Below are 17,505 nucleotides of genomic sequence, written 5' to 3'. Positions count from 1 at the left end.
AAATGTTACAGTATAACAATGCAATTATACCACTCCCCTCTTGCCGACCGTGACAAAGGACAGGATGCTGGAGCCCGTTCGTCCTGTGAGAAATCCCATGCGCATTGCCCTGAAATTAACGCTGATGAGCTTTTCGCTGCTGCTCGCCGTAGACACCTGGGCGCAAGTCCCGAGTCTTGCAACATGTACTCGCAGCGCCAACCTGCTGGCCTGCGTGGATGCCGACGGTAACGCTTACAGCGTCAACACTGTCGGCAGCACGATCTACTTGCGCGGGTTCGAACGGGCCAGCAAGCGCTATTGGGCGCAAACCAACAGTCGCTACGGGCAACTGACATTCTTCACCGGGATCGCTTCCGACGGCGAAGCCTGGGTGGGCTATAACCGTCGGGTCGGCTGGACCACCATCAATCGGTTTTCCAGCTCCGGCGGCAGCAGCGCCAGGTTCACCTGCAGCCGGATTACTGGCTGCTAGGCCTGCGCTTTTTGCTGTGCCTGTTGCCAGGCGACGTAGCTGTTGACCGGCGGATTCTTCTGAAAGTAACGCTGTAATCCTTCGAACAAGCCGTCAGCCACGGCCTGCTGATGCCGCGCCGTGACCAGCCGCTGACTGTCGCGAGCGTTGGAAATGAAGCCTGTTTCCACCAGGATCGACGGCACGTCCGGTGACTTCAGCACAGCAAATCCCGCCTGCTCCACACGCTTTTGATGCAGCGTGGTAATGCCCGCCAGACTGCCGAGCACGGTGTTGCCCAACTGCAAACTCGCGGCGAGGGTGGCGTTCATCGACATGTCGAGAATCACCCCGGCAAGCATCGGGTCCTTGTCCTTGAGATTGAGCAGACGGGTGGCACCCAACAGGTCCGCGCCGTTCTCTCGCTGCGCCATGAAGCGCGCCGTGGCCGACGTCGCTCCACCCTCGGACAAGCAATACACCGAGGCGCCAGAAGCAGTAAGACGCGGTGCTGCATCGGCATGCACCGAGATGAACATGTCGGCGTTGTGCTTGCGGGCAATCTCCACGCGCTTGCGCAGCGGGACGAAGACGTCGTCATTGCGCACCAGCTTTACGTCGAAGCCTTTCTCGCGCTTCAGCCGTTTGGCCAACAGTTGTGCGATGGCCAGCACCACGTCTTTCTCGCGCTCACCCTTGGCACCGACGGCGCCGGGGTCTTTGCCGCCATGGCCGGGGTCGACCACCACGATGATGTCCCGCTTGGGGTGAGCTTTGTCGACGGCTACCTCGGGCGCAGCTGCGATGTGTAGCGGCGCGGCTGACTTCAGATCGAGCACCAGTCGATGGCCTTGTCCATCCTGCGGCGGCAACAGGAAGCTGTTGAGCTGCACCGGAGCATTGAGATCGAGGACGATCCGCGTATCGCCCTGACCAAAATGCCCGGAGCGGATCGAACGAATGACCGTATTGCCGAGGGCCAATTGACTGAAGTCACCACTGAGGTTGGCCCCGCTCAGATCGATGATCAACCGCTCGGGTGCACTCAGGGAAAAGGTCTTGTAGCGAACCGGCCCGCTCAGATCGAACACCAGGCGCAATTTGTCATCCGAACGCCAAAGCCGCGCGTTGCGAATTTGCGTGGCGCCAACACTGAAGGGCAATAAGGCCGCGCTGGCCAGGATCAGGTTGAGCAATTGACGTCTGTGCATGGTGAAAGCCGCTCGTGAAAAAAGGCATAGTCGATTTTAATGTAATAACATAACATGTCGATCCGACTTCCACGATGGACCTGCTCATGAATGCGTTGACTCTGCCGGATATCGCCGCGCAGGCCTCACGCCAAGCCCTGCCACTTGAATGGGTGGGCATGTGCGGCATTGCTCTTCCCGTTTTGTTCGATGGCCAACGATTGAGTGCAAAGGCCGACGCGGGCGTCAGCCTCGACGATGGAGAAGCCCGGGGCATTCATATGTCGCGACTGTACCTGGCGCTGGAAATGCTCGAGCAGGAAAGCCTGACGCCAGCCCTGTTGCGGTGTGTCTTGCAGCGATTTTTAGACTCGCACGAAGGTCTATCCAATAGCGCTTACCTGAACATTCACGCTGATTTACTGCTCAAACGGCCGGCGCTTATCAGTCCGTTGTCCGGGTGGAAGAACTATCCGGTTAGCATCGAAGCGCGTTTGAAAAACGCGATGTTCCACGTGGAACTAAAAATCGACATCCCTTATTCCTCAACCTGTCCCTGTTCAGCCGCGCTGTCACGGCAGTTGATTCAACAGCAATTCATCGATGACTTCGCCAACAAGTCACTGCAACACGCCGATGTTTTAGCCTGGCTTGGCTCCACAAAAGGCATCGTTGCGACGCCTCATAGCCAACGCAGCAACGCGCAGCTAAAGCTTCGTCTTGACGACTATCTGGATGACCTGCCACTGATCGCATTGATCAACGATGCCGAAGCCGCCCTCGGCACCGCCGTGCAAACCGCCGTGAAGCGCGCCGACGAACAAGCCTTCGCCCTGGCCAATGGGCAGAACCTGATGTTCTGCGAAGATGCTGTTCGACGCTTGAATCTGGCGTTGAAACGCTCTCCCGGCATCAACGCCTTCCACCTGAAAGTCGTCCACGCAGAAAGCCTTCACGCCCACGACGCCGTCGCCGAAAGTCGATGGAACTGGGAGGCCGCATGATTCGCTGCGAGGCTTTGAGCTGGGGAGCACCCGGACAACCGCTCACACCTACGCTGGATTTCGAATTGGCCAAGGGCAGCCTGACAGCGGTCATCGGTGCCAACGGTTCGGGAAAAAGCAGTTTGCTGAAAGTCATCGCCGGCCTGCAAAAACCACTGACAGGCAAAGTGACCCTTGATGTTCCACGCAAAGGCTCACTCTCATTCCTCCCTCAGCAACAACACCTCGACCGGCAATTTCCGATCAGCTTGCAAGAGTTGGTGGCCGCCGGTTTCTGGGGCAGCAGACAAACACCCGAAGTCCGGAGCCAACGTCTCAAGGCCGCGCTGGAAAAATGGTGCCTGACCGGTCTGGAACAGCGCCCGTTGATGGCCCTCTCCGGCGGCGAATTGCAGCGTGCCCTGCTCGCTCGTTTAAGCCTCGCAGAAGCCCCCTTGCTGTTACTCGACGAACCCCACGCCGCCCTCGATGAACTCGGTCAGTCACTGCTGTGGAAACACCTCCACGCCTGGCACGCTGAAGGCCGAACCCTGGTGGTCGTGTGTCACGACCTGGCCGCTGTTCGCCAACACATTCCTCAAACGCTGCTGATCAAAAGTAGCGGTTGCGTCCTCGGCCCAAGCGTCGACCTGATCCGCCAACAACCCCAAACGCAGGTGGCCTGATGCTCGCTGCCACTCAACTTTGGCAACCCTTCCACGAGTTCGTGTTCATGCGCCGGGCGCTGCTCGGTGGATTGGTGCTGGCATGCAGCACGGCACCGCTCGGGGTATTTCTGATCCTGCGGCGCATGAGCCTGATCGGCGATGCCGTCGCCCACGGCATCCTGCCCGGCGCTGCGCTTGGCTTCTGGTTTGCCGGCCTGAGTCTGCCAGCGCTGACACTCGGCGGTCTCGGCGCCGGCCTGAGCATGGCCGGTCTCGCCGCGTGGATCACTCGCCGCACCGGGCTGCGAGAAGACGCGAGCCTCGCGGCGATCTACCCGATTTCCCTCGCCAGCGGTGTGCTGATCCTCGGCATCGCGGGCAAACGTCTGGACCTGCTGCACCTGTTGTTTGGCTCGGCGCTGGCGGTCGACGGGCCCACGTTGACCGGCATGTTATGGGTCTCAGGATTCAGCCTGATCGCCATGGTGCTTATCTACAAACCGTTGTTGCTGGACACCCTCGACCCACTCTTCCTGCAAACCGTCAGCCGGCTCGGTCCGTTGGCCCATGGCGTGTTTCTGACGCTGGTGGTGCTGAACCTGGTGATTGGTTTTCAGGCCATCGGCGCGCTGATGGTCGTCGGCCTGATGATGCTGCCCGCCGCCGCTTCACGCTTCTGGAGCCGTCGCTTGCCCATGTTGATGGGCATCTCCGCCCTGCTCGGCTGCCTCTCGGTCTGGCTCGGATTGTTGCTGTCGTTCTACTACTCACTGCCCAGCGGCCCGGCCATCGTCCTGGTGGCTGGCGGTCTGTATCTGCTGTCCGTGGTGTTCGGACCGGTGCACGGTTTGCTGCGCCGCCCGCCTTTGCTCACATCCCAATGAGGTGTTGCCCGATGCGCGCTTTACTCATGCTGTTCAGCTTGATGCTGTCGATGTCACTGTCCGCTGCGGAAAAACTGCAGGTGGTCACCAGCTTCAGCATCCTCGCCGACATGACTCATCAAGTCGGCGGCGAGCATATCCAGATCACCAACATGGTTGGCCCCGATACCGATGCCCACACGTACGAGCCGACACCGGACGACGCCAAGGCGCTACTGAAAGCCAGCCTGATCATCAAAAACGGCCTGGGTTTCGAGCCATGGCTGGACCGCCTGGTCAGCAGCACCGAGACCAAAGCTTCCGTCATCAGCGCGAGCCACGGTGTCATTCCACGCTCGCTGGATGAAGACGGCGAAACCGTTCCCGACCCTCACGCCTGGCACAATCTGGCGAACACCGAGCTGTATATCAGCAACATTACCAAGGCGTTGATCGCCGCCGACCCAGCGAACAAAGCCGACTATAAACGCAACAGCCAGGCCTACCTGAAACAGATCTACGCGCTACTCGCCGAAGCCAAAGCCAAGCTCGGTTCGCTGCCACCGGGCAACCGCAAGATCGTGACATCCCATGATGCTTTCGGTTATCTCGGTCAGGCCTATGGCATCGACTTCATGGCGCCACAAGGCCTGTCCACCGAGCGCGAGCCGTCGGCCGCCGAAGTCGCTGCGTTGATCACCCAGATTCGTCAGGCCAACGTCAAAGCGGTGTTCATGGAAAACATCAAGGACGCACGGCTGCTCAAGCAGATCGCCGATGAAAGCGGTGCGCACATTGGCGGCACCTTGTACTCCGATGCGCTCTCCGCAAGCGGTCCCGCCAGTACTTTCGCCGGGCTGTTCGAGTACAACCTCAACACCCTGTACGAGGCGTTGAGCAAACCATGATCCGCAAGAACCCTTCAGGCGATTTACCGCTGATTGCCGAATCTGCGTACGTGGATAAAACCGCGATCATCTGCGGCAAAGTGGTGATCGGCGAGAACGTTTTCGTCGGCCCCTACGCCGTGATCCGCGCCGATGAAGTTGACGATTCGGGCACGATGGAGCCGATCACCATTGGCGCCAATTCGAACATCCAGGATGGCGTGGTGATTCACTCCAAGTCCGGAGCAGCGGTCACCATCGGCGAGTTCAGTTCGATTGCTCACCGTTCGATCGTTCATGGTCCGTGCACGGTGGGCGACCGGGTGTTTATCGGCTTCAACAGCGTGCTGTTCAACTGCGCGGTGGGTGATGGCTGCGTGGTGCGGCACAACTCGGTGGTCGACGGCCGCGACTTGCCCACGGATTTCTATGTGCCCTCCACTACTCGCATCGGCCCCAACACCGACCTGTCGCAGTTCCCGCCTGTCAGCGTCAGCGCCTCGGAGTTTTCCGAGGATGTGGCGCGCACCAATGTCGATCTGGTGCGTGGCTACAAAGCCCTGCAAAACGAGTTCTGACCTATGAGCAGCGTGCTGATTCGCAATGCCCGACTGGTGAATGAAGGTCGTGAATCTGACGGTGATCTGCTGGTCAGCCATGGCCGCATCGTCAAGATCGCCGCTAGCATCGACGGTGAAAATGCGACTGTGGAAATCGACGCTGACGGCCAGTGGCTGTTGCCCGGAATGATCGATGACCAGGTGCACTTCCGCGATCCAGGATCGCCTGACAAAGGCAGTTTCTACACCGAATCCCGAGCTGCGGTGGCCGGGGGTATCACCAGTTTCATGGACATGCCCAACACCAATCCACCGACATTGAGTCTGGGAGCACTTGCCGACAAGAAGCGTCGAGCAGCTATCAATTCGGTGGCCAACTACGGCTTTCACTTCGGCGTGAGCAACGACAACCTCGACACCGTCGCCGCACTCAATCCTTGCGAAGTGGCCGGGGTAAAAGTGTTCATGGGTGCGTCCACCGGCAACATGCTGGTGGACGATCCGAGGGTTCTCGAGCGGCTGTTCGCCGAGGTGCCGACGATTCTGTTGGCCCATTGCGAACACACGCCCAGCATCGACGCCAACGCTGCAAATCTGCGAACGCTGTTTGGCGAACACATTCCCGCCGCCGCGCACCCGGTAATCCGCAACGCCGAGGCCTGCTTTCGCTCGTCCTCAATGGCGGTGGATCTGGCCAGGCGCCACGGCACGCGACTTCACGTTCTGCACCTGACCACTGCACGCGAACTGGCGTTGTTCGAAGACAAACCGCTGTCGCAGAAACACATCAGCGCCGAAGTCTGCCTGCACCACTTGCTCTTCGATGATCGCGATTACGCAGACCTTGGCAACCAGATCAAATGCAACCCGGCGATCAAGACTCAGGCTGACCGCGATGCCTTGCGCAACGCCTTGCTGAGCCATCGACTGGACGTCATCGGCAGCGATCATGCGCCGCACACCTGGGCCGAAAAGCAACGCGCCTACGGTCAGTCGCCCTCCGGTCTACCGCTGGTGCAGCACGCCCTCCCCGCGTTGCTGGAGTTGGTGGCGGACAAGGTGTTGCCGATCACTGTGCTCGTGGCCAAGACCAGTCACCGTGTTGCTGATCTGTTTGCTATTCCCGACCGAGGCTATTTGCGCGAAGGTTATTGGGCAGACCTGGTGCTGATCAAACCCGAGCCTGACGGCATTGCCGTCTCCCAGCAGCCAATTCTGTCTCAATGCGGCTGGACGCCCTTTGCCCGACGACGCTTTCGCCACAGCGTCAGCACCACGCTGGTGTCCGGACAAATCGCATGGCGAGACAAATGTCTTAATGACAACTGTCAGGGTTTACCACTACGGTTTATGCGCTAGCACTCGAGAGCACCGACATGATTCAAATCACCCTGAGCGATGGTTCATTGCGTGAATACGACCAACCGTTGTCGGTGTACGAATTCGCCGCGAGCATCGGTCCCGGGCTGGCCAAGGCAGCTGTCGCCGGGCGGGTTGACGGTGTTCTGGTCGATTGTGAATTCATGATCGGAGCGGATGCCCGGGTCAACATCGTCACGCCGCAAGAGCCAGACGGGCTGGAGATCCTTCGCCGGTCCTGCGCCTTGGTGTTGGGGATGGCCGTGAAACAGCTTTATCCAAAAGCGCATTTGCAGACGGGAGCGGCGTTGGGTGACGGCTTCTTTCATGAGTTCGAGTTAGAGCAGCATTTGAACCTGGTCGACCTTGCCAGCATCGAAGCGCGCATGAAGACACTGGCGGCTACCAATCATTCGATCCGTCGCCGCGCGACGCGTACCAAACAGTTATCGTCCTACCTTCTGGGAGACTTCGAGTGTGTGTCGACGGGTCCGCATGTTCCCGCAACCCGAGTGTTGCAGGCCTTCGCCCTTGATCACATCAGCGGTACATCACCACAGCGGGTCTATGGCACCTGTTGGTCCTGCCAGGAGGAACTGGACAACTGGCGGGCACCGCCGCACGTGATGATCATCAGCATGGATGATCGTCAGGCGGAATACGCACAATCGGTGACTGAAGCGTTGCGCCGGAGTGGCGTGCGGGCTCGTGCCGATTTGCGCAACGAGAAAGTCCGCCACAAGATTCGCGAGCATAGTCAGCAAGTGCCGTATCTGGTCGTGATCGGGGAGAAAGAAAAAGAAGGCGGGTTTGTCAGTGTGCGCAGTCGCACCGGGGAGGATTTTGGCAGGATGGCGGTTGATGCGGTGTGCAGTTGGCTGCGATCAACAGGGATTGCGGGTGTCTGAATAGACGCCTCGCGAGCAGGCTCGCTCCCACAGTGGGTGCATCATTCCTGTGGGAGCGACGTGTTTAAGCTCTCGGCTTAACAGTCCCGCAATCCTGCCCCAACCAGACCGCGCGAGTATCAAGGCTACCCTTTTGCTGAATGCCGGTAGCGTTGAAAGTGCCATTCACCTTGGTGGTGAACTCACGATCGCTCAAGAAAGTCGCCACACCCGCCCCTTGCGCTTTCGGGCAGCTGAAGCGGAATTTCCACTGGTTGCCGGTGCGCTCGGTGATTTCCTGTTTGCAGCCCGATTGCGGGTCCGTCAGCGGGATGTTGTCGCTCTTCACTTGCTCCGGCGTCAGGCAAGCGCGAATCCCCTTGCCGCCCATCGTGATGCCCTGTTTCTCCAGCTGCGCCCGCTGTTCAGGGGTGATCTGGCTCTGTATCTGGCCAAGGATCAATTGCAGGTCCGGCAGGTTCTGGTCATCGACCTTCATGTTACTCGAGGTCAATTCCCACAAGCCCGGCTGAAGCATCTGCGCCTGAGCAGCCACAGGAAGAGCCAAACCAAAAGCGACGGCCAAACCCAGCAGACGAACGTTCATCGTGTAACTCCTGATCAGTAGTGGCCGTTAGACGTCAGCCACAGGCTTCGGTTCATGGGCCAATTAAATAGCGACATTCTGCACGGAACATGGTCTGTTAAGCATTGAATCTTCAGGAGCAAGGCTGCCCCATGGATTATTTTGGACCGCATGTTTTCGGTTATCTGATCGCCCTGTTGCACTCGTTAGGGCTGATTGCCGCCATCCATGCCGTATTGACCGTTCGAACCGCCCAGGGCTCGATCGCCTGGGCCCTGTCGTTGCTGTTCATTCCCTACCTCACGCTTATCCCGTACCTGGTCTTCGGCCGCAGCACCTTCGATGGTTACATCAAGGCGCGGCGACAGGCCAACGAGGAAATGCGCAAGGCCATCTCTGAGTTGAACTGGCGACCGTGGGTAGAAGAAGCCCTGACGGCACGCGCCTCCAACGCTTACGCTTCATTAAGGGCAATGCCGAAGCTGGGGCGCATGCCGTGCCTGGCGAATAATGAGGTCCGCCTGCTGATCAATGGTCCGGCCACTTTCGAGGCGATCTTCGAAGCCATCAGCCATGCCAGGGAAGCCGTGCTGATCCAGTTTTTCATCCTCCACGACGACCGCCTCGGCCAGCGCCTGCAAACCCTGCTGTTGAAAAAAGCGGCGGAAGGCGTTGCCGTTTATCTGCTGTACGACCGCATCGGCAGCCACTCCCTGCCCCACAGTTACGTGCAGCCGTTGCGCGATGCGGGTGTCGAGGTCAAAGCGTTCGCGACGCGTAGCGGCTGGCTCAATCGCTTCCAGGTCAACTTTCGTAACCACCGCAAGATCGTCGTGGTCGACGGTGTGCTCGGCTTCGTCGGCGGACACAACGTCGGCGATGAGTACATGGGCGAAAAACCACCTCTGGCACCCTGGCGCGACACCCACGTCCGCGTGCGCGGGCCGGTGGTGGCCTGCATGCAGGAGTCTTTCGCCGAAGACTGGTTCTGGGCGGCGCGGTCGTTACCGCCGCTGATACTGCCGGACGTTTATCCGGACGACGGCGTGCTCTGCCAATTGCTCGCCAGCGGCCCGGCAGATTCCTACGAAACCTGTTCGCTATTCTTCGTCGAAGCCATCCATGCGGCGACAGAACGAGTGTGGATCACCAGCCCTTATTTCATCCCCGACGAAGCGGTGTTCGCGGCGTTGCGACTGGCGGTGCTGCGGGGTGTCGATGTGCGCATTCTGCTGCCGTCGCGGCCCGACCACCGGATCGTCTACGCCGCCTCCAGCCTGTACGCCTTCGAAGCGGTACGCGCCGGCGTGCGGGTGTTCCGCTACGAACCCGGTTTCCTGCATCAGAAAGTGGTATTGATCGACAGCGAAATCAGCGCCATCGGCAGCGCCAATCTGGACAACCGTTCGTTCCGCCTGAATTTCGAAGTGATGTTGCTGACGGTCGACAGCGTGTTTGCCGGCGAAGTGGAACAGATGCTCAACGACGATTTCGCGCAGGCCCATGAAGTCGCCAAAGAAGAAAGCCGGGAGACCCACCGCCTGCAACAGGTCGGCATGCGGATCGCCCGGCTCATTTCCCCGATACTTTAAGGGGTGTAGATGTCGTCGCGGGTCCATGGCAGTTCATGGCTGCCATCGGGGTGTGCTTTCACCGCGAGGATCTGGTGCAGGTTGATCCAGCCCTTGGCGAATGCATAAGCGCATCCCGCCAGGTACAGCCGCCAGATGCGCAACGCCTGCTCAGGGACGAGCTTGCCAGCGGCTTCCAGATTGTCTTCCAGACGCTCACTCCAGTGGTCCAGGGTGCGTGCGTAGTGCAGGCGCAGACTCTCGACATCAACGATCTCCAGCCCCGCTTCGCTGATCTCGGCAGAAATCATCGACAGGTGCGGCAGCTCGCCGTTGGGGAACACGTACTTCTCGATGAAATCCCCGGCACCGCGCCCCACCGGACGGCCATCGGTGTGCTTGGCGGTGATGCCGTGGTTCATCACCAGACCGCCCTCTTTCACCGCGCCGAACAACGTCTTGCAGTACTCGGCCAGATTCGCATGGCCGACGTGTTCGAACATGCCGACACTGACCACCTTGTCGAAGCGCCCGTCCTGAGGCAAATCGCGGTAGTCGAGCAGTTGCAGTTCAATCTGATCGTCCAGGCCTTCAGCGGTCACTCGCTCACGGGCCAGCGCCAGTTGCTCTTTGCTGAGCGTGATCCCGAACACCTTCGCGCCAAACTCCCGCGCCGCATAACGCGCCAGCCCGCCCCAACCGCAACCGACATCCAGCAGATATTCGCCGGGTTGCAGGCGCAACTTGCGACACAGATGGCGGAATTTGGCTTGCTGGGCCTGTTCCAGGGTTTCACTGCCGGTCTCGAAATAGGCGCAGGAATACGCCATGTCACTGTCGAGCCACAGCTGATAAAACGCATTGGAAAGGTCGTAGTGATAGGAAATCGCCTTGGCGTCGGTTTCCTTGTCGTGGACGGTGCGCACAGGCTGGCTGTCGTCGTCCTCGCTCATCAATGCCTGGCTCCATTCATCGCAGACGCGGATCACGTCGCTGATGGAACCTTCAAGCTCGAGTTTACCCTCGACAAACGCCGCTCCGAGCGCGTCCAGGCTTGGATGAGTGAACTGGGTAACCATTTGTGGGTCCTTGACCACAATCGTGACGCTGGGCGTCGGCCCCAGATTGAATTCATGGCCGTCCCAGAGTCGCAGGCGTAACGGTAGCTGCAGATTCTGTAAGGCCGGTGGAAGTTGCGCGAGCATGGAATATCCCCCCTTGTTTCAGACGTCTGCTGTGAGGTTAGACCATCCTTGAAAAATAGCAGGCTATCGATTTCATAGCCCTTTTCTATGACCCGCACCGTTCAAACCAACACGTCGCAAAACTCACAGAAGTGATTGCCCTTACCTTAGATGACTACAAATCAGGCGACCAGTTCTGAAAAGTTGAAACCCCTCAAATTTCGTCCTTCAGCTTGAGCAATGGCTCCTGAAAGCGCAGCAACCGTCCGGCGTTACCCAGCACCAGCAAGGTACTCAGGTTATGCAGCAACGCCGCGATCATCGCCCCTGCCGCGCCAAGCCAGCCGAATGCGGCGAAGGCCACTATTGCCAGCGTCCAGCCCAGACCGATGATCACGTTGACCTGCAACGTGTTCCGGCACTGGCGACTCAAACGCACGCAGGTGCCAAGCCGTCGCAGGTCACTGCCGATCAGCACGATGTCAGCGGACGCCAAGGCAATGTCGGCCCCGCCAGCCCCCATGGCAACGCCGACCACGCCCGCCTTGAGTGCCAGCGAATCATTGATGCCGTCACCGACGACCATCGGCCGGAAGCCGCTGTCGATCTCCTTGAGCACGCGATTGAGTTTGTCCTCGGGCAACGCCTGGGCCTCGACATCGACGATCCCGACGTCCCCAGCCAAGCTATCTGCGACACTTTGGCGATCACCCGTGAGCAATAGCTGCCGGCCCAGTCCGAGTTCACGCAACTCGTTCAAGGCAAACCGCGCTTCAGGTTTGACGCTGTCCGCCAGCAAGAGCCAGGCGAGAAATTCACCATCGAGGGCCAGCCCGGCAATCGGGCCATCGTGTTCGGGGACTGCTGAAACGGGAATGCCTAATTGAGCAAACAACTCTGGACGGCCAAGCGCCGCTTCGCCCCGCTCCGTCATCGCCACCACGCCCAACCCTTGCCGTTCGTGAATGTTCGAGAGCAGCAGAAAATGTTCCTGAGTGACCAACCCGGCGAGTGCGCGACTGACCGGGTGACTGCTGGCAGAGCCGAGGCTGGCGGCAAGTTTCAATACGTGGCTGCGATCTTCCAGCGGACTGTCGATGGATTGCAGGCGCAAGGTGCCGAAGGTCAGCGTCCCGGTCTTGTCCACCACCAGCGATGTCAGGTCTGCCAGCTCTTCGAGAAACGCCGAACTGCGAATCAGAATCCCATGGCGAGCGGCAACCGCCACCCCGGCAATCGCCGTGGCCGGTGCCGACAACACCAACGCACATGGACAGGCCGCCACCAACACCGCAAGCATTGCCTGCGCATCGTTGGTGATGAACCAGGTGACGGCGGCCAGCAGCAACACCAACACCATGTAGCTGCCAGCGTAGCGTTCGAGCAATCGGGTGATCGGCGGTTTGGATCGTTCGGCACTTTGCATCAGCGCAATGACTTTGCCGAGTGTCGATTCGCTGCCCGTGCGCGTCACTTCGATACGCAGCAGGCCGTCGAGGTTGATCGCCCCGCCGAACACGGACATGCCGACACCCGCCTCAACCGGCACCGACTCACCGGTGATCGACGCCGTGTCGAGACTTGCCTGACCGCCGAGCACGCGGCCATCGGCCGGGACTCGGTCGCCGGCGCGAACTTCCACCCGGTCACCGGTCTTGAGTGTGCCGTTGTCGACTTCGACGATGGAGCCGTCTGCCTGAACCTTGCGCGCATGGCTGCGCGTCAATTTGCCCAGCGCGTGAATCGCTTCCTGAGAACCGATTACGCTGCGCTCTTCCAGCACGTGGCCGAAGATCATGATGATCGGCAGCAACGCAGCGGTCAGCAGATCGCCGGTCGCCCAGGCACCGAGCATGGCCAACGCGATCAGTTGATCGGTGATCCCGTGCAAGCTCGGATAACGCAAGCTGTACCAGGCCGAGCGCATCACCGGCACCGCCACCAGCAATGAGGCAAACCCCAACAGCAATTGACTGACACCGGTTTGCTCCGGCGACCACCAGCGCCAGATCAAACCCAGCGCCAACAAACCCAATGCGAGCATGGCCAGGGTCAACTGGCGAGCGGCGCTGCGTTGTTCGGCCGAGGACAACAGGCTCGGTGCGGCGGCGGTTTGTGCGCTCATTGTGTAGCTCCCTGAATGATCAGGCGGGAATCGTCTTTCGGATTGACCGTGGTCACCGAGCCGGCCTGACCGAGAATTTTCGGCATGCGCTCGCGGTAGAGGCGCAGCAGCATTTGCGGGTCGGTGCCCTGTTGTTGCGCCTTGGCCAGACTCAACACGGTAGCCGTGTCGGCGGACGCTTTGGCCAGCCGTTCACTCGCTTGAGCGTGGGCAACCTGCAACGTACGGTCGGCTTGTTCGTTGGCGGTTTGGGTGAGTTTCTCGGCCTCGGTGCGTGCGTTTGCCACGGCTTTATCGGCTTGCTGACTCGCGGTCAGCACTGCGTTGAAGGCGTTGACCGCCGGCCCCGGCAGACTCGATTGCACATCGACGCGCGCCACTTCGATACCCAGTCCCTGGCCGGTGGCCGTGAGATCCGCCAGTCGCTGATTGATGCCTTGCACCAGATCGCCGCGCAGGCGTTCCCGTCTTTCGGCCGCCTGGCTACCCGCGCCGATCAGCTCCGGTCGCGCCACCAGAATGGTGTCCAGGTCACGGGCAGCCGTCAGCGCCACGGCGCTGCGAGTCACAAGGCGATCCAGTGCCGGCAGCACATGTTCACCTTGAAGCACGTACGCATAGGGTTCGGTGACTTTGTAAAAAACCCGCACATCCAGTTGCACCACGCCGGCGTCACCGGTCAGCAAATAACCGGACCCGGCGAGGGCATCACTGAGCGGCGTGGCGAATGTGGCGACTCGGTCGGCCTGCAACGCGGCATCGCTGCGCAACAGATTGTCGACCCGACGCTCGATCACCCGATCGGCCGCCGGTAACAGGATGACCTGCTCGAACGGTCGCGGCCACGCCAACAGCAGGCCGGCATTCTGAATGCGATCCAGCGCGCCAAAGTGCAACACCACCGCACGATTCTGCGGATCGATTTGCCGAACATTGGAAAATGCCCACGCCAACGCGGCCAGCACCGTCACCGCATACAGCGCGAGAAACGCCAATCGCCCGGCCTGAATCCAGGGGCTGCTCAACTCATTTGTTCCACGTGGAACCAAACTCATGGCTGCGACCCGGACTTGATATCGAGTGTCGGCGGACCGTCAACCAGCACTCGAAACGGCGCAGCATCGGTGCGCAGAATCAGTTTGGTTCCCGGCGTAACGATGGTGCCCAAGGTGTCGAGAGAGCGCAGCAAGTTATACAGCTGCGGCGATCCGGCGTAGGCACGTCCGTAAATCTGCGCGGCTTCGACGCGGGACTGGGCTTCAATGTCGGCAGATTTAACGGTGGCATCGGCCTGAACGATTCGCGCATCCCGCTCGGCGGCGGAGCGGATTTGCGCCGCTTCGCGTTTGCCGATCGCCGTGCGTTCGGTGGCAATTGTTTCACGCTCGGCACGCATGCGATCGACGGTGGCAGTCAGGGTTACCGACGGCAAGGTCAAACGCTCGATGCCAACTTGCAGCACGCGAACGCCATACGTAGTCAGCAATTGCTGATCGATTTGCTGGCGCAGTTGCGCTTCAAAGTCAGCAATGTGCACCTGGTTGGCATCGGTGTTCACCAGATTGGCCAGATCGAAACTGCTGGCCGTGGTTTCCAGCGCCGAGCCGACAAAGGTGCGAATCTGCCGCGCCGCTTCGTCCGGCTGATTCTGCACGGCGCGCATGAAGCGCTGCACATTGTCCGGATCACCTTGCACCTGCCACGCCACGTAAGCCTGAACGATGATGCGCAAACCGTCGCGCGTGCCCACATCCTGCAAACCACTCGACGTGGTACGCAGACGCAAATCAACAGGAATCGCCGCTTCAAAAGGTGCGGGCCAACGCCAGCCCAGCCCCGGCTCCAGCAACACCCGCGACGGATTGCCAAAGCGCGTGATGACCGTGGCTTCGCCGGAACGTACTTGCACCAGGCTCGCCGCCGCGATGGCAAACGCTACCAGCAACGCAGCCCAACCCATGCGCCGCCACGGGAAGGGACCGGCTTCTTGTGGGTCTCCGTGGTGATGATGGTGATGCCCGTGGTGATGCCCGCCGTGGCCGTGATCGTGCCCGGCGTGGTCAGCATGATCGTGAGTGTGCGACTGGCTCATTTGGCAGCTCCTGGCTGAGCAGTTGGACGCGACGGCGCGGGATCAGCCGGCAGCGTGAACGTTCGGAGGTCGATGGTCGGCGCGTTGTTGCTGCCGCCCAAGCGATGGTCGAGAACCAGCAACCGGGTATTGGCCAGTCCTTGGGAAAGCTGGCTGAAATACTGCTCCAGCACGAAAGCCTGGCCAGCGCTGGCATAGGCTTTTCGCTCGGCGCTGAATTTCAGATCGGCTGCTTGCGCAGCTGCATTGATTTCACGAGCGTTGGCCGTCGCCTGATCACGAGCGATGCTGGCCTGTAATTGCGCCTGATTGGTCGCCTCTGCCGCTGCACCGCGTTCGCGTGAGATCAGCGTCTGTGCGCCAATCTGTGCCGCTTGCACGCCGTGATAAGCGTTGGCGGCGCCGGCCGGTGGATGAATCGCTTCGACCACGGTCGCGAGAATCTCCACGCCACTGCCAAGTGTTTGCAAGTCCGCCTGTACGGCGCGGCCTATCTCTTCGGCAAGCCCTACCCGGTCCTCACCGAGCAAACCGTCGAGGGTTCGCGAGGCGAAATCATGAACCAGAATCCGGCTGGCAGTGCTGCGGATCAGCGCCGGGACATCGGCATTGTTGTAGGTTGCGGCCAACGCGGCTTGATCCGACAGGCCGATGCGGTAAACGAACCGCACGTCCATGTTGACGATCTGGAAGCTCTGCTTGTCGGCACGGCTGCTGGCGATGACCTGGGATTTGTCATTCACATGGCTGGCGTCCCACAAGCGATTGGCAACTGCGGGCGCCGGACCTTCAGCGGGTGCCGGCGCAATGGGGGCCGCCGCTTCGCCGACACTCGTGGCCAACTCATGGACCACGCCATTCTCGACACTCAGCACTCGGCCCAGCGGCCACGGCAGGCCCGCGTGCAAGCCGGGACCGAACACCTCCACCGGTTTGCCGAAGCGCTCATAGATGCCCCGTCCTTGCAGGGGTATTTCGTGAATGCCGGTCAGCGACCAACCGACAAGGGTGACCACCGCCAGCACCGGCACAAACGCGCGACGCATGTAGGTGAACGCCCAGATTTGCCGCAGATCGATGCCGAAGCGGTTATGCAATTCATGCTGCAACGCCAACAGCGGTTGTGGTGGCCAGCGCAGCATGTCGGCGACGAAGCTTCGGGCGAGCAAGGCAGGTTCCAGTTGTTCGCGCCGGGGACTGAACAATGACAACGCGGCTCGCAGCAACAGTTCCACCGCGACAAGCCCCGGCAGTAGCCCGACCAGCACCGCCAGCCGCACCGGCCAGACCGACACCTCGCTGCTGAACAACAGGCACAACGCGCTCAACACCAGACTGATGATTGCCACGCGAGTCAGCTGGGCCAACTGCCCTGCTTCAGGCCACTGGGCCACGTTTTCCTGGGCAAACTGCCGCTCCAGTACCAGCAAACCGAAGGCCAGCAGCAATGACAGCGCAGCACCGACGTTGGCCGAAAAGCCTGGCGCGGCAGAGGGTAGCGCAAGATTCCAGACCTGGTTGATGCTGAACAGCGCCAACAACGCCCAGCCGCCGAGCCACAGCGTCGGGGCGCCGATCTGCGCCAGCATCCGTGTCCATCGTTGGCTGATACGCTCCAGCAGCTGTTCATACCAGCCCACCGGAGCGTCAACGACTTCGATCTCCACCGGCAGCGCTGGGGGATTCATCGCCCGTGCGCGCCATTGCGTCACCCACCACGCCGATTGCAACCCGGCAATCAGCACCAGCAGACCGGCGCTCTGATTGACCAGCAACGCTGCCCAAAGCGACTGTGGCGCAAACAGCCCGGCAAAAACCGCCAGCACCAGCCCTGTCGCCGCGAGTGCGCCGAGACCGATTGCCAACTGCCGCAATCGTCGCCCTTGAAAGACTGCCTGCTGAAAGCGCGGCAGCCCGGCTACCGCTGTTCCCTCAATATCGAGATCGACTTGCATACCACCCCAGTGTTTTCTTTGCCCAAGTCGCAATTCGTTACGATATAACGAAAGTCGTGAAATTTTTGTACTAATCGCTCTATCTGAAGATGCTCAACCTGTCGCTTGGCTGAAGCCTTGACCGAAACACCGATGAGCGCA

Annotated in this window: 16 protein-coding genes; 9 read left to right on the top strand and 7 right to left on the bottom strand. The window is 60.4% G+C overall.

All coding sequences use genetic code 11. The features are described 5' to 3' along the window. The first annotated feature begins 97 nt into the window (after window positions 1–97). Window positions 98–475 carry a glutamine synthetase gene (locus ACM6IQ_RS27765; protein WP_414880346.1) on the top strand — a complete coding sequence of 126 codons (378 nt, stop codon included), beginning with the start codon at window positions 98–100 and terminating at the stop codon, window positions 473–475. On the opposite strand, the gene ACM6IQ_RS27760 is transcribed toward ACM6IQ_RS27765, so the two are convergent. After that, window positions 472–1,665 carry an N-acetylmuramoyl-L-alanine amidase gene (locus ACM6IQ_RS27760; RefSeq protein ID WP_414880345.1) on the bottom strand — a complete coding sequence of 398 codons (1,194 nt, stop codon included), beginning with the start codon at window positions 1,663–1,665 and terminating at the stop codon, window positions 472–474. The two genes, ACM6IQ_RS27765 and ACM6IQ_RS27760, sit on opposite strands and share 4 nt — an antisense overlap. 86 nt (window positions 1,666–1,751) lie before the next feature. Here ACM6IQ_RS27760 and folE2 point away from each other — a divergent pair, with 86 nt between their 5' ends. From folE2 to ACM6IQ_RS27725, 7 genes are read left to right on the top strand one after another with little or no spacing between them, the layout of a single operon-like run. Then, window positions 1,752–2,648 (top strand): GTP cyclohydrolase FolE2, encoded by an 897-nt coding sequence (gene folE2, locus ACM6IQ_RS27755; RefSeq protein ID WP_414880372.1) that lies wholly within the window; start codon window positions 1,752–1,754, stop codon window positions 2,646–2,648. Further along, a complete protein-coding gene (locus tag ACM6IQ_RS27750; protein ID WP_414880344.1) occupies window positions 2,645–3,313 on the top strand; it encodes a metal ABC transporter ATP-binding protein in 669 nt (222 codons plus the stop codon). The genes folE2 and ACM6IQ_RS27750 overlap by 4 nt, the downstream gene beginning before the upstream one ends. Continuing rightward, window positions 3,313–4,179, top strand: a complete 867-nt coding sequence (locus ACM6IQ_RS27745; protein ID WP_017341604.1) for a metal ABC transporter permease — start codon at window positions 3,313–3,315, stop codon at window positions 4,177–4,179. Before ACM6IQ_RS27750 ends, ACM6IQ_RS27745 begins: the two co-directional genes overlap by 1 nt. Before the next feature lie 11 nt (window positions 4,180–4,190). Continuing rightward, window positions 4,191–5,066 carry a metal ABC transporter substrate-binding protein gene (locus ACM6IQ_RS27740; protein WP_414880343.1) on the top strand — a complete coding sequence of 292 codons (876 nt, stop codon included), beginning with the start codon at window positions 4,191–4,193 and terminating at the stop codon, window positions 5,064–5,066. Next, a complete protein-coding gene (locus ACM6IQ_RS27735) occupies window positions 5,063–5,623 on the top strand; it encodes a DapH/DapD/GlmU-related protein (RefSeq protein ID WP_017341606.1) in 561 nt (186 codons plus the stop codon). Before ACM6IQ_RS27740 ends, ACM6IQ_RS27735 begins: the two co-directional genes overlap by 4 nt. Window positions 5,624–5,626: 3 nt before the next feature. Then, window positions 5,627–6,964: a dihydroorotase gene (locus ACM6IQ_RS27730; RefSeq protein WP_017341607.1), complete on the top strand. Its 1,338-nt coding sequence runs from the start codon at window positions 5,627–5,629 to the stop codon at window positions 6,962–6,964. Between the two features lie 17 nt (window positions 6,965–6,981). Then, window positions 6,982–7,872 (top strand): His/Gly/Thr/Pro-type tRNA ligase C-terminal domain-containing protein, encoded by an 891-nt coding sequence (locus ACM6IQ_RS27725; RefSeq protein WP_414880342.1) that lies wholly within the window; start codon window positions 6,982–6,984, stop codon window positions 7,870–7,872. 64 nt (window positions 7,873–7,936) lie between these two features. On the opposite strand, the gene ACM6IQ_RS27720 is transcribed toward ACM6IQ_RS27725, so the two are convergent. Next, entirely contained in the window at window positions 7,937–8,458 is a 522-nt protein-coding gene (locus tag ACM6IQ_RS27720; protein ID WP_017341609.1) for a DUF3617 domain-containing protein, read from the bottom strand. A gap of 131 nt (window positions 8,459–8,589) precedes the next feature. Between ACM6IQ_RS27720 and cls the strand changes: the two genes are divergently transcribed. Continuing rightward, window positions 8,590–10,029 (top strand): cardiolipin synthase, encoded by a 1,440-nt coding sequence (gene cls, locus ACM6IQ_RS27715; RefSeq protein ID WP_017341610.1) that lies wholly within the window; start codon window positions 8,590–8,592, stop codon window positions 10,027–10,029. Here the strand turns inward: cls and cfaB are convergent. The 5 genes from cfaB to hflK (ACM6IQ_RS27690) form a co-directional block, all read right to left on the bottom strand. After that, window positions 10,026–11,213 carry a C17 cyclopropane fatty acid synthase CfaB gene (gene cfaB / locus ACM6IQ_RS27710; RefSeq protein ID WP_414880341.1) on the bottom strand — a complete coding sequence of 396 codons (1,188 nt, stop codon included), beginning with the start codon at window positions 11,211–11,213 and terminating at the stop codon, window positions 10,026–10,028. The genes cls and cfaB overlap by 4 nt on opposite strands. 193 nt (window positions 11,214–11,406) lie before the next feature. Continuing rightward, window positions 11,407–13,317 carry a cation-translocating P-type ATPase gene (locus ACM6IQ_RS27705; protein ID WP_414880340.1) on the bottom strand — a complete coding sequence of 637 codons (1,911 nt, stop codon included), beginning with the start codon at window positions 13,315–13,317 and terminating at the stop codon, window positions 11,407–11,409. Further along, window positions 13,314–14,372 (bottom strand): protease modulator HflK, encoded by a 1,059-nt coding sequence (gene hflK / locus ACM6IQ_RS27700; protein WP_414880339.1) that lies wholly within the window; start codon window positions 14,370–14,372, stop codon window positions 13,314–13,316. Before hflK (ACM6IQ_RS27700) ends, ACM6IQ_RS27705 begins: the two co-directional genes overlap by 4 nt. After that, window positions 14,369–15,409 (bottom strand): protease modulator HflC, encoded by a 1,041-nt coding sequence (hflC, locus tag ACM6IQ_RS27695; protein ID WP_017341614.1) that lies wholly within the window; start codon window positions 15,407–15,409, stop codon window positions 14,369–14,371. The genes hflK (ACM6IQ_RS27700) and hflC overlap by 4 nt, the downstream gene beginning before the upstream one ends. Then, window positions 15,406–17,364 (bottom strand): protease modulator HflK, encoded by a 1,959-nt coding sequence (hflK, locus tag ACM6IQ_RS27690; RefSeq protein ID WP_414880338.1) that lies wholly within the window; start codon window positions 17,362–17,364, stop codon window positions 15,406–15,408. Before hflK (ACM6IQ_RS27690) ends, hflC begins: the two co-directional genes overlap by 4 nt. Between the last annotated feature and the right edge of the window lie 141 nt (window positions 17,365–17,505).

It is taken from the genome of Pseudomonas sp. IT-P100 (assembly GCF_949767185.1).
GTDB lineage: Bacteria > Pseudomonadota > Gammaproteobacteria > Pseudomonadales > Pseudomonadaceae > Aquipseudomonas > Aquipseudomonas fluorescens_B.
The sequence above is the reverse complement of the archived record's forward strand: the minus strand, read 5'-3'. Positions and strand labels throughout refer to the sequence as shown.

What these genes read in the sequence shown, in the direction of transcription:
- ACM6IQ_RS27720 (WP_017341609.1), bottom strand. Translation starts at nt 8,458, where the DNA reads ATGAACGTTCGTCTGCTGGGTTTGGCCGTCGCTTTTGGTTTGGCTCTT.
- hflC (WP_017341614.1), bottom strand. Translation starts at nt 15,409, where the DNA reads ATGAGCCAGTCGCACACTCACGATCATGCTGACCACGCCGGGCACGAT.
- cfaB (WP_414880341.1), bottom strand. Translation starts at nt 11,213, where the DNA reads ATGCTCGCGCAACTTCCACCGGCCTTACAGAATCTGCAGCTACCGTTA.
- ACM6IQ_RS27740 (WP_414880343.1), top strand. Translation starts at nt 4,191, where the DNA reads ATGCGCGCTTTACTCATGCTGTTCAGCTTGATGCTGTCGATGTCACTG.
- ACM6IQ_RS27735 (WP_017341606.1), top strand. Translation starts at nt 5,063, where the DNA reads ATGATCCGCAAGAACCCTTCAGGCGATTTACCGCTGATTGCCGAATCT.
- ACM6IQ_RS27750 (WP_414880344.1), top strand. Translation starts at nt 2,645, where the DNA reads ATGATTCGCTGCGAGGCTTTGAGCTGGGGAGCACCCGGACAACCGCTC.
- hflK (WP_414880338.1), bottom strand. Translation starts at nt 17,364, where the DNA reads ATGCAAGTCGATCTCGATATTGAGGGAACAGCGGTAGCCGGGCTGCCG.
- ACM6IQ_RS27730 (WP_017341607.1), top strand. Translation starts at nt 5,627, where the DNA reads ATGAGCAGCGTGCTGATTCGCAATGCCCGACTGGTGAATGAAGGTCGT.
- ACM6IQ_RS27760 (WP_414880345.1), bottom strand. Translation starts at nt 1,665, where the DNA reads ATGCACAGACGTCAATTGCTCAACCTGATCCTGGCCAGCGCGGCCTTA.
- hflK (WP_414880339.1), bottom strand. Translation starts at nt 14,372, where the DNA reads ATGAGTTTGGTTCCACGTGGAACAAATGAGTTGAGCAGCCCCTGGATT.
- cls (WP_017341610.1), top strand. Translation starts at nt 8,590, where the DNA reads ATGGATTATTTTGGACCGCATGTTTTCGGTTATCTGATCGCCCTGTTG.
- ACM6IQ_RS27765 (WP_414880346.1), top strand. Translation starts at nt 98, where the DNA reads ATGCGCATTGCCCTGAAATTAACGCTGATGAGCTTTTCGCTGCTGCTC.
- folE2 (WP_414880372.1), top strand. Translation starts at nt 1,752, where the DNA reads ATGAATGCGTTGACTCTGCCGGATATCGCCGCGCAGGCCTCACGCCAA.
- ACM6IQ_RS27725 (WP_414880342.1), top strand. Translation starts at nt 6,982, where the DNA reads ATGATTCAAATCACCCTGAGCGATGGTTCATTGCGTGAATACGACCAA.
- ACM6IQ_RS27745 (WP_017341604.1), top strand. Translation starts at nt 3,313, where the DNA reads ATGCTCGCTGCCACTCAACTTTGGCAACCCTTCCACGAGTTCGTGTTC.
- ACM6IQ_RS27705 (WP_414880340.1), bottom strand. Translation starts at nt 13,317, where the DNA reads ATGAGCGCACAAACCGCCGCCGCACCGAGCCTGTTGTCCTCGGCCGAA.